Genomic DNA, 11,290 nt, shown 5'->3' with positions numbered 1-11,290 from the left:
CCGCGGTGGGCACAGGCATTAATCAGGCCATGCAATTCACCCTGCTTGTCGCGGGTGATGATCACTGGCTGGCGGCCCATGGTGACGGTCATGTAATCACCTGGCTCACTGATCTGGCTTTCGTGGGCCAGGAACAGCCAGTTGCCTTCGAAGATGTGCTTTAGCTCAAGTTCAAAGAAGTCAGGATCGGTGAACATGCTGCGGTGGCAGCGGAAGATGCCCTGGGCGGGGTCGTCTTGGACGGCGCCGCGCACGCGGGCTTCGAGCTGATCAAGCTGTGTGGTCATGATCTCTCTCCTCAATGCTTTGGCATAACCTGGAGGTAGCGCTGACGCACCGGACGGTGGTCAACGGCAATCGTCAGCGCGTGGTTATGAGGCGTTAAACCTTGGCAGTACCGGCGAGCTGGCTGGCCAGATCCTGGTCGTCTTCTTTAGCCCGCGGGCGGGCGTGACGTACCTGCAGTTCGGCGGCGTCGGTTTGGGCCAGCTCCACATCGAACACCACGTGGGAGAAGGGGCCGTCAAGCTCGCGCTTGGCGATCTCGGCCGGGTCGTCAATACGCTCGGCGGGCACCACCAGCTCTTCGCGGGTGGCAAAGGCGAAGTCGTCATAGGTGTAGGGGTCGCCCGCCAGGTTGATCTGGGTGGTCAGGTGCTGATGGCCCGGTGCGGAGACAAAGTAGTGGATATGCGCCGGACGCTCGCCGTGGCGGCCCAATGACTTGAGCACCACATCGGTGGGGGCACCTTCAGGTACGCCGTAGCCGGAGGGGATAATACTGCGCGCGGTGTAACGGCCGTCGCTATCCGCATAGATCGTGCGGCGCATGTTGTACTCGTCCTGAGAGGGGTCAAAGAAGGAGTAGCCGCCCTTGGAATTGCAGTGCCAAATCTCGACCTTGGCGCCGGGAATCGGGGTGCCGTCGACATCACGCACCTGACCGGTCAGCCACATCACCTCGCCATCGGCATCACTGCCGTCGTCCATGCGCGCGAAGCCTTCGGCTTCCGGGGCGCCAGCCACGTAGAGCGGGCCTTCGATGGTGCGCGGGGTACCGCCAGTACGCTTGGCTTCGGCATCAATAGCGTCTTGGCGCATGTCGAGAAAGTGGTCAAAGCCGAGCCCCGGGGACAACAAGCCGAACTGGGTCTGGCTACCCAGCGCATTGAGCAGGTTAACGCCCGCCCAGTACTCTTCTTCCGTGACATCGAAGTCGTCAATCAGCTTGAATAGGTCGCCGACTAAGCGATGGACGATCTGCTTGGCGCGGTCATTGCCGCCTGACTGATCAACGCCAGCAACGGCATTTAGGAAATCTTGCACTTCGGGCGTGTCGAATATTTTTACGGTCATGGTGAAACCCTATCGTTGGTTTTATTGTTGTCTTGGGGCCCGGCGATAGCAGCAACATTCGAGGTGAGATTGGGGTACGTCTATCATGGGCTTAAAGACGACAGTTGTTGTTGGTTCGTCAGTAATATCGACTAGACCCCACTTAACAGACCAATATCGTTTGAGTTCCTTGCCATACTTCATAGGTATCTCGATGCGGCACCCTCACCTACAAGCATCAATGCTTTCTAATGCTTTGTTAAAAAATAACCAATTGTTTTATATGTAAAAAATAAATAAAAACATGGAAGTATTCTTACTGCTCTGCGAAAGGGATACTCGGCTTATTTATTTTTTTTGTTATGTAGGGTTTAGTTAACCCTGTACAGGGCATTTCACACCTAAGAGGGCATCCAACAGATTTTTGAATTACGACAAAAGAATAACAAGCCAGTGCAAGGCAAGCTCCAATGACCAATTTAATATTTTCTTATGTAATAGATCCTTGGCAACGCATCCGAATTTGAAGCCCACATAGAACAATATTGCAGTGAAGAGGGATAAATGAATACACAACTGACGCCCTTACAAAGGCTGAGTGAGGCTAGAAAGGCTTTCTTCCAAGATGGGAATATTCCTAATGGAATAATAGACGAAGCTATCCTGAACTCATGGAAACGCTGTATCGCCGAGCACAAGAGTGTGACTGAGCGGGTCATATACGAAACGGTACCGTGCAGTAGATTTAACGAAATTAAACAAAAAAATCAAAATCTTACTAATGCAGCCACTATCCCAATTGAACAGCTTCATCGCACCATTAGTGGTGCGGGCTACGCACTGCTACTCACTGACCGCCAAGGCCATGCTCTATGCACCTATCAAGCTAACGCTCACTCCGGCAGGGTTCTCAAGCAGGCCTTCCGTCCTGGGGTCAATCTCTCGGAGCAATACATTGGGACATCGGCGATGAGCTGCGCGCTTACGGCTGGCCGACCTGTTGCTGTTTCAGGACCGGAGCACTACTACACCACTAATCAATCGCTGAATTGTGCGGCCGCTCCCATCATCGCCCCCTACGGTCAAGTGATTGGTTCGATTGATATCACTCGGGAGCACAGTTTGGCCCCAGGCAGTGCACTTTCACTCGTCACCCAGTGCGCGCGGGCGATCGAACATCGCTTGATCATGCAGCTACGGCCCTACTTGATCCTGCAACTAAGCTGGCAGCAAGTACCCACAACTAATGATATGTTGATCGCCCTCGGCCCCGAGGGCGAAATCCTGGGTATGACGCCGAAGGTGCGCGAAGTGATCGGCCTCACCGCTAGCCATGCCCCGAAAAACTTCCAAGAACTATTTGATCTTCGCTTTGGCGAACTGGTCGATGCCGCCAGGGGTCAGCGCCCCCCATTGTTAGGCCGGACATCTTCCGGACTTTCCTTCGTACTAAATCCAACGGTGCAGCATCAGACAAGCCTGATTGAGGGAACGGCTACCTGCAAAGATAGCAAGCGTCATTTGTCAGCGGTTGAATCAGTACCCGACTTTGGCGACGCGACTCTTAACAAACAGATTCCACTTGCCCTGAGAGCTGTTAACAAGCGTCTTCCCGTATTGATTCTGGGAGAAACCGGTGTAGGCAAGGAAGTCATGGCCAAGACTCTTCACGAACAGAGTGACAACAAAACAGGAGAGTTCATCGCTATTAACTGCGCCGCTATTCCTGAGACATTGATTGAAAGCGAGCTTTTTGGATATACCGAGGGGGCCTACACAGGCGCTCGCCGTGGCGGCGCGCCGGGTAAGATCGAGCAGGCCAACGGCGGCACCTTATTTCTCGATGAAATTGGGGATATGCCCCTTACTCTTCAATCCAGGCTGCTGAGAGTGCTGGAAACACACGAAGTGAGCCGCCTGGGGGCGGGTAAGACGAAAAGCGTAAACTTCCAGTTAATCTGTGCAACTCACCATGATCTGGCATCAGCCGTAGCTCAAGGTGCTTTCCGTGATGATCTGCTTTACCGCATACAAGGGATGCCGCTAAGAATCCCACCTTTAAGAGAGCGCTCGCGGTTACAGGCATTTTTAGTAGAGCAGTGTTCACAAGTCACCCAGGCTACGCGTCAGCTATCATTTGATGCCCTCAAACGAATGGAGAACTACCCCTGGCCAGGAAATGTACGCGAACTGCGCCATGCCCTAAAACACGCTGATGTAATGGCTGATGATAGCGATCATCTGATCGATCTTTGCCACCTACCCACAGAGATCGTTGACAGCCCACCTCAACATTCAAGGAAGCGCTACTCATCGACACTAAAGGCCCAAGAGCAGCATATGATCGAGGCAGCGTTAGAAAAGACCGATGGCAATATCAGCAAAGCTGCCAAACATCTAGGTATAGGCCGCGCCACGCTTTATCGCAAAATCAAGGAAATCCAGAGCATAAAATAGCCGTCCAAGCTGGGCCTCATGGCATAAGAGCAACAGAAGAGCGGCGCATACACCCTAAGCTAAAGCTGTATCAAAATGAGAATGTTAAGACATTGCTCTCACTTTGAGACGCCTACGCACTATATCAAGGCCCTGAAAGAACGCTTGGGGATAATAAAAATCAAAAACTTAAAATAAATATTCACGACCGTCTCAGTTGGCATGCTTCTCGCTACAGATTGCAGGCACCTTACAAGATTAATAAGCATGATGGAGATACATAACATGCGGACGTATAGCCTGCCCATGCACTGCAGCCCACTGAGCAAAAAGATTCGACATGTTCTCGCGATGGCTGGAGCATTAACGCTTAGCACCACCGCCACTTTAACCGCCAATGCCGCCGAAATTGCCACAGACCCAGGTGACTACGTACCACTACCAGAAGGCAGTACGCTAGGGCTGCTTTATTTACAGCATGCTAGCCGGGATTCAGTTTACGCGAACGGTGATTTGCTTCGCGGTGATACGGGGCTCGATACCCGTATCGGTTTAGCCCGATTTATTCACTACCTGGATATCGGTGGGTATACCGTCAATCCCCAGATAATACTGCCTTTTGGTAGGGTTGAATTGAAAGCACCTTTCGGCCCTCTGGAGCCGACCTCCTCTAGTGGCATGGGCGATCCCATGATCGGCGCCACTACGTGGTTAGTGAACAACCCGGATCAACAAAAGTGGTTTGGTTTCTCCGCCTTTGCCTCAATCCCTGCGGGAAAGTACGACGCCTCTAATGGCCCCATTAATGTCGGTGAAAATCGCTGGAAAGGCATTTTCCAAGCAGGTTACGTCACCGGTCTTGGTGACGATTTTATGCTGGATATCATCGCCGAATATGCGACTTACGGCGATAACGATGACTTTATAGGTATGCGCCGTGAGCAAAATGATAGCCAAAGCCTACAGACACATTTCAAATACTTACTCAGCCCTCAAAGCCATCTTGCCCTCTCCTACTATCACTCCTTCGGCGGCGAAACGACCGTTGGCGGAGTTCGGCAAGACGACGCACTTGATAACAATCGCTGGCAGGCCACGTTCGCAACCTTTGTTCAGCCCACTCTTCAACTCCAGCTGCAGTACGGCCAGGACATTAATGTTGAAAATGGCTTCAAGGAAGACCAGCGCATTAATCTTCGTGTAGCCAAAGTATTCTGAACACTCACCTACTGACAACGCCAACACAATGGCATATGCCCCCTAGGCCTTGTTGCCACAAGCATGGCTAAGGCAATGGGGTAACTTAGAGAAAAGCGTAGCACCGATATTGGAGCACGCGGGAGACGATTGAAAAGGAGAAACATCATGTCCGATGCACTATTACTGAAACCTACCATATGGCAAGAGCACGTGTTTACAGGTCAATGGGTAGCCGGTTCAGGCAATGTATTGCCGGTCACGGCACCTGCCAGTGGTGAAACTCTCGGCCATATTGGCAGCACGACAAGCGAGCAGTTAGATGCCGTCGCCGACAAAAGCCATGAAGCCGCCATTGCTTGGGGCGACACTTCATACGATGAGCGTGCGGCCATCATGCGCCAAGCCGCCCGTACCGCTGAGGAGCACCAAGATGAATTGATCCACTGGCTCATAGACGAGAGCGGTTCAACGCCCGCCAAGGCCGCGTTTGAAGTGGCGATATCAATAAAAGTACTGCACGAAGCCGCCTCGTTACCTTCACGTGCGGCGGGAGAGCTGATGCCCTCAACGCCTGGCCGACTCAATATTGCACGCCGTCGTCCTGTGGGTGTAGTCGGCGTCATATCACCTTTTAACTTTCCCCTGTACCTCGCTATACGCGCGGTCGCCCCTGCGCTGGCATTGGGTAATGCGGTCATACTCAAACCCGACCCACGCACCAGTGTATGTGGCGGTGTCAGTATTGCGCGTCTATTTGAGATGGCGGGCTTACCTAAAGGTGTGCTTGCCATGCTGCCAGGAGGCGGTGAAGCAGGGGCGGCACTGGTCGAGAACCGTAACGTTGCCATGATTCAGTTTACGGGCTCGACAGCCGCAGGACGAAAAATTGGCGAAACCGCGGGCCGTTTGCTTAAGAAAGTATCGCTGGAGCTAGGCGGCAAAAACTCGCTGATCATACTTGATGATGCCGACCTAGATTTGGCCATTAGTAATGCCACTTGGGGGGCCTATCTGCATCAGGGTCAAATCTGCATGTCGAGCGGCCGCATTCTGGTTCAGCGGGACATCTATGATCGTTTCCTCGAACGCCTGACAGAGAAAGCACGCAGCTTAAGCGTTGGTGACCCGCGCAGTGGAGAATTCGCTCTCGGCCCATTGATTGACAAGGGCCAACTGGATCACGCATGTGACCTGCTGTCTCGCGCAAAAGCGTCCGGGGGCAACGTACTCGTGGGTGGTGAAACTGACGGGCTTTTCTTTAAGCCGGCGGTCGTCAGCGATGTCACCACCGATAACCCTATTTTTCACGAGGAGGCGTTTGCCCCTATTGCCGTGGTTATCCCTTTCGACACAGACGCAGAGGCAGTAGCACTTGCCAATAATACAGAGTATGGGCTATCGGCCGGGGTGATTTCGCGCGATGCGGGCCGTGCTTTACGCTTAGGCGAGCAGCTAAGAACAGGGTTGTTGCACATTAATGATCAAACAGTGAATGACGAAGTCATCAACCCCTTCGGCGGGGTTGGCGCCTCAGGCAATGGAACCAGCGTGGGGGGGAGCAGCAATATAGATGAATTCACGCAGTGGCAGTGGCTAACGCTCAAGGGGGAGGCGCCCGCCTACCCTCTTTAAATGCTGCCTTTAGCCAGAAATTTCTTATTACAACGCAATACCGAGGCGAACCATGACAAACAATACACACACAGACATCACAGTTGCAGTCACCCGAGAGAAAGGAGCTGACTTTACAATAGAAAAAGCGAGCATTCGCCCACCCCAGGGAGACGAAGTGCTGGTCAGGGTGGTGGCGACCGGTATGTGCCATACAGACCTGATCGTACGTGATCAGTATTATCCGGTGCCATTACCTGCCGTATTGGGGCATGAGGGCGCAGGTGTTGTGGAAGCCGTAGGCCCTGGAGTTACCTCACTTGAAATTGGCGACCACGTCGTCCTGAGTTATGCATACTGCGGTGCTTGCAACCCTTGTGATGCCGGACATGCATCGTACTGTAAAGACTTTTTTGGACGCAATTTCAGCGGTGGTGACCCCGACGGCTTCCAAGCCATTCGTGATGGTAACAACCAGCCTCTGCACGATCATTTTTTTGGCCAGTCCTCCTTCGCTACCTACTCCCTGAGCCGGGAAAACAATGCAGTCAAAGTGCCAAAAGACGCGCCTCTTGAATTACTTGGCCCCCTAGGTTGCGGCATACAGACAGGCGCCGGTGCCGTTATCAATGCTCTCAAAGTCACGCCTGGAAGCCGTTTTGCCGCCTTTGGTGCAGGGGCCGTGGGGCTTGCGTCCATCATGGCAGCAAAAATTGCAGGTGCCACTACCATTATTGCCATTGACATCATCCCTTCACGCCTGGAGCTAGCCAAAGAGCTGGGGGCGACACATACCATCAACTCCAAAGAGGAGTCAGTAGTAGAACGTATTCAGCAAATAAGCGGAGGCGGTGTTGATTTCGCGTTGGAGTCGACAGGCCGTCCCGAGGTGCTTCGTCAAGGGGTAGATGCCCTTGGCGGTCTAGGCATGCTAGGGGTGGTGGGGGCTCCTGCTTTGGGCACCGAGGCCGCTTTTGATGTGAACGATCTCCTTTTAGGAGGAAAAAGTATTCGCGGTATCGTCGAAGGAGACAGCGTGGCAAGACAGTTTATTCCTCAGTTGGTAGAACTTTACCAACAGGGTCGCTTCCCCTTCGATAAGCTGGTGAAGTATTACTCCTTTGAGGACATCAACCAAGCAGCCGCCGATAGTGCTGAAGGAATGACGCTTAAGCCTATTATCCGGATGAATGGCTGAGCGTATAGCATCCATTAATGCTGGCTAGCTTATAGTGGACGCGGCATCAGCGCACCGCCTTAAGTGCATTGAAAACAAGCTTTTGCCGGTGGAAGTTCTCCATCGGCATTTTTATCCAATGCTGTTGAGAAAAAATGCCCGAGCAGCGATAGCAGACACGGGCAAAGGAGGATGCGGTTATCGAGTGACAGAGGTAACAAAAGGTCAACCGCTTTTGGTGACCACCTCACGGGTGAAAATAAACTCGAAGTCCTTGGTTTCGAAGATTGCTGAAACGACCACGCCCAATACCAACGCCCAAAACGTGGCGCCGATGCCGAGAATCTGAATTCCCGACGCGGCAATTAGAAAGGCAAACAGTGCACCTATTTCATGCTTCTTGCCTGAAAAGGCGATAGCCATCGAGGAGGTGATGACCCGCATCAGTGCCAGCCCAGCGATAATGGCAATAAAGTAGCGCGGCGTAGCCTCCAGTAGGCTGACCACATAGCCGTAGAAAGGTGCGGCAACGACAAAGATAGCCCCAGCAATTACCGCCGCTACCCAGCGCTTATCGTGAGTACCCGCCTCTGGAGATGCGCAGATACCGGTCATAGGCGCAGCAATACAGGTACTGTGTAGATTGAAAAAGGCTGACACCATGGTGCCTAGACCGCCCACCGCCGTGATCGCATTGGCGGGCACTTCTTTGTAACCCATTCCCTTCACTAAACCGACGCCTGCGGGTGTCTCCATTCCTACAAGGATAATGGCAAGCGGCAAACCGTACGTTAGAAAGGCACCCAAAGTGAATTCTGGAACAATGAACTCGGGGAAACGGATCGTCGCCTCGATACCGGAGAGGTCCACACCGGTCGCTATTAGGTAGAGGATTCCGGCTAACATCGCCACAATCAGGGGCGGAATCTTACGAAACAGCCGTGCAGAAAAGAAGAAAGCCAGAATCATGATGGAGGCTGGCACAATAGCACTTTCCAACGGACGCACCATATTGAGGCCAAAGCTAAGCAGCATGCCGCCAACCATACCCATGACAATCGGCATAGGAATCAGGCGCATCACAATGCCCATCACGCCAGTCAAACCAGCAATCAGGGTAATAGCACCTGCAATCAAGCTCGCACCTAGCGCAGCCTCCAAACCTATTACCGGGATGACGGCTGCAAACATTAATGCCCCTGGGATAGAGTTAGCCATTGGCAGCGGCAAGCGGTAGTAAGCTGGCATGAAAAGCCCAAACAAACCATTGATCATCAGATAGCTGATGACCCAAATCATGATGAAGGAGGAATCCAGACCCGCAGACGTGCCAGCGCTGATGTGAACGACCCCAACGCTGAGCCCTAAAATTCCCGCCACTAGCCCAGTACTGGCGTTGTCGGCATTGAGGTCGCGCAGGAAATCGCGGGGCGCGTGCCTTAGGCTGACGCCTTTCTCAATATGTTTCACGGTGTGCTCCAGGGGATTATTGTGTTTAGAGTTATAGCTAACGCTTTATTTAGAATTATCTTTTTCCCAACCAATGCTAGCCAAGGTCGCCGCCCGCTACAGGCAGTACGCTACCAGTGATGTAACTGGCTTCATCGGAAGCAAGGAACAAAATGGGGGCGACCATTTCGTCTAACGTGCCATAGCGGCTCATCAAGCAGCTCTGCTTGGTCTGATCGATATGCGCTTGAAACCACGCCTTTTCCGTCTCATTGCTAGGCGTCGGTGTCCCTCGCGAAATACGCCGTGGCGGTGCTTCGGTGCCTCCAGGGGCCATGGCGACTACCCGGATGCCATGCTCGGCATACTCAAACGCTAGTGATGCGGTTAGCGCGTTGATACCGCCCTTTGCTGCCGAATAGGGGATACGGTGAATACCCCGCGTTGCCGCTGAAGAGACATTGACGATGACGCCGCTGCCCTGCTCAACCATGGTTGGCAGCGCCGCACGGCAGCACCAAAGCGTAGGCATTAGAGAACGGTTGATCTCTGCGGCGATTTGCGCCTCGCTAAACTCGGTAAAAGGCTTGAAGTTAATCGCGCCGCCAACGTTGTTAACCAAAATATCGATACGACCAAAGTGAGAGAGCGTCGTCTGCATGACTTGCTCGGCGCCTTCCCATTTTTCTAGGTCTGCTTGTACCGCAATCACTTCGCAGCCCTGCTTGCTTAGCCCAGCCACGATCTCGTGGATATCATCAGCGCGATCTACCAATACCAAGCGCGCACCTTCAACGGCGGCGCGCTCTGCAACCCGCTGTCCAATTCCTTGAGCAGCACCCGTGACCACCATTACTCGATCTTGAAAACGTGGGCCGTCAAAACGTTGATAGCTCATGCACTCTCTCCCACTTGATTAGGTGTGAACTTCTCATAGTGGAAGCTCTGGGGCTCGATTCCTTCAGCGTCGAAGTACTTCAGCACAGCATCTACCATCGGGGGTGGGCCACACAGGTAAACGTCCACATCGCCGTCATGCATTACCTCGGCGTCCATGTGGTGCGTCACGTAACCTTTACGCGAATGCTCGCTAGCCTCGTCGACCACCACGGTGGCGTAGGTGAAGCTAGGAATTTTTTCTACGAAGGCATCTAACGCATCCGTTTTGACTAGGTGGTCATCTTTATTGACGCCGTAAATCATGTGAATCGGCGCATCACAGCCCTTTTCGACCAATTGCGCTAACATGGAGAGAAACGGAGCCAGGCCCGTGCCGCCAGCAAGCATTAGCACCGGACGCTTCACTTCTCGCAGGTAGAAGCTGCCCAGCGGGCCGGTCAGCGTAAGCTTTTCGCCCACCGCCGCGCGCTCGGTTAAATAGCCGCTCATTACCCCATTGGGGATGTTGCGAATTAAGAAGGTGGCGCGCTTATCCCCCGGCAAGGAGCTGAAAGAGTAGGAGCGGTGCACCTCAGTACCGGGCACATCAATATGAATGTACTGCCCCGGCAAAAAGGCGAGGCCCTCGGCATCATCCAAATCAACGACTAGCTCAATACTATCTTCGGAAAGTTGCTCAACTGCTGCTACTGTGCTCTCAACCTTGCCCACCTGTGTTTTACACAGCGTGGATGCCACTGGCACTTGAATAACGCAATCCGAAGAAGGCACCATCTGGCACGTGAGCACTTGGCCTTCAGCTGCTTCCTCATCGGAAAGCGCATCTTCCAGATACTCGTCACCCATGTCGAATTCGCCCTGTTCGCAGTGGCCTTTGCAGGTGCCACATACACCGTCAGAGCAGTCCATCGGCAGGTTAACTTTTTGCCGGTAAGCGGCGTCGAGAACGGTTTCTCCCTCTTTACAGCCAATGAACCGGGTCACGCCGTCCTCAAAGTTGAGGGCAATGGTATAACTCATGGTTAACTCTCCTCTCTCCTCAGGTCACACGTGATACACGTCGATAACCTGATGGATATAGTCGTTGTTCAACTGCACGACTTTTCTTGTGATCAGCGGGGTCTCACCCGACACGTCCAGGGTGTAAAACGACGTGCCGAAAAAGCTGTCGGTCTTCTTGTA

Annotated in this window: 9 protein-coding genes; 4 read left to right on the top strand and 5 right to left on the bottom strand. The window is 53.1% G+C overall.

The window, feature by feature from the left end:
- Both ACQKE4_RS19510 and catA read right to left on the bottom strand, forming a co-directional pair.
- A partial coding sequence (locus ACQKE4_RS19510; protein WP_427389901.1) for an aromatic ring-hydroxylating oxygenase subunit alpha occupies window positions 1–287 on the bottom strand: 287 nt, incomplete at its 3' end.
- Between the two features lie 94 nt (window positions 288–381).
- Window positions 382–1,356 (bottom strand): catechol 1,2-dioxygenase, encoded by a 975-nt coding sequence (gene catA / locus ACQKE4_RS19505; RefSeq protein WP_290836452.1) that lies wholly within the window; start codon window positions 1,354–1,356, stop codon window positions 382–384.
- A 543-nt stretch (window positions 1,357–1,899) separates the two neighbouring features.
- Here catA and ACQKE4_RS19500 point away from each other — a divergent pair.
- The 4 genes from ACQKE4_RS19500 (at window position 1,900) to ACQKE4_RS19485 (ending at window position 7,780) form a co-directional block, all read left to right on the top strand.
- On the top strand, window positions 1,900–3,792 hold the full coding sequence (locus tag ACQKE4_RS19500) for a sigma-54-dependent Fis family transcriptional regulator (protein ID WP_009286241.1): 1,893 nt from the start codon (window positions 1,900–1,902) through the stop codon (window positions 3,790–3,792).
- Between the two features lie 264 nt (window positions 3,793–4,056).
- A complete protein-coding gene (locus ACQKE4_RS19495; protein WP_161609168.1) occupies window positions 4,057–4,989 on the top strand; it encodes a transporter in 933 nt (310 codons plus the stop codon).
- A gap of 147 nt (window positions 4,990–5,136) precedes the next feature.
- Window positions 5,137–6,603 carry a benzaldehyde dehydrogenase gene (locus tag ACQKE4_RS19490; protein WP_290841811.1) on the top strand — a complete coding sequence of 489 codons (1,467 nt, stop codon included), beginning with the start codon at window positions 5,137–5,139 and terminating at the stop codon, window positions 6,601–6,603.
- A gap of 52 nt (window positions 6,604–6,655) precedes the next feature.
- Complete coding sequence (locus ACQKE4_RS19485) at window positions 6,656–7,780, top strand: NAD(P)-dependent alcohol dehydrogenase (RefSeq protein WP_009286243.1); 1,125 nt, start codon at window positions 6,656–6,658, stop codon at window positions 7,778–7,780.
- 204 nt (window positions 7,781–7,984) lie between these two features.
- Here ACQKE4_RS19485 and ACQKE4_RS19480 read toward each other — a convergent pair whose 3' ends face one another.
- From ACQKE4_RS19480 to benC, 3 genes are all read right to left on the bottom strand, one after another.
- Complete coding sequence (locus ACQKE4_RS19480) at window positions 7,985–9,229, bottom strand: benzoate/H(+) symporter BenE family transporter (protein ID WP_290836456.1); 1,245 nt, start codon at window positions 9,227–9,229, stop codon at window positions 7,985–7,987.
- 76 nt (window positions 9,230–9,305) lie between these two features.
- Complete coding sequence (benD, locus tag ACQKE4_RS19475) at window positions 9,306–10,106, bottom strand: benzoate diol dehydrogenase BenD (RefSeq protein ID WP_290836457.1); 801 nt, start codon at window positions 10,104–10,106, stop codon at window positions 9,306–9,308.
- The gene (gene benC / locus ACQKE4_RS19470; protein ID WP_138799546.1) at window positions 10,103–11,128 is read right to left on the bottom strand and encodes a benzoate 1,2-dioxygenase electron transfer component BenC; all 1,026 of its coding nucleotides are present in this window, start codon (window positions 11,126–11,128) and stop codon (window positions 10,103–10,105) included. The genes benD and benC overlap by 4 nt, the downstream gene beginning before the upstream one ends.
- Window positions 11,129–11,290 lie beyond the last annotated feature (162 nt).

Origin of the sequence: Halomonas sp. NPDC076908 (genome assembly GCF_050269715.1) — a bacterium.
Lineage (GTDB): Bacteria > Pseudomonadota > Gammaproteobacteria > Pseudomonadales > Halomonadaceae > Vreelandella.
Note: the sequence above shows the minus strand (reverse complement) of the source record. Positions and strands in the feature narration are given on the sequence as shown.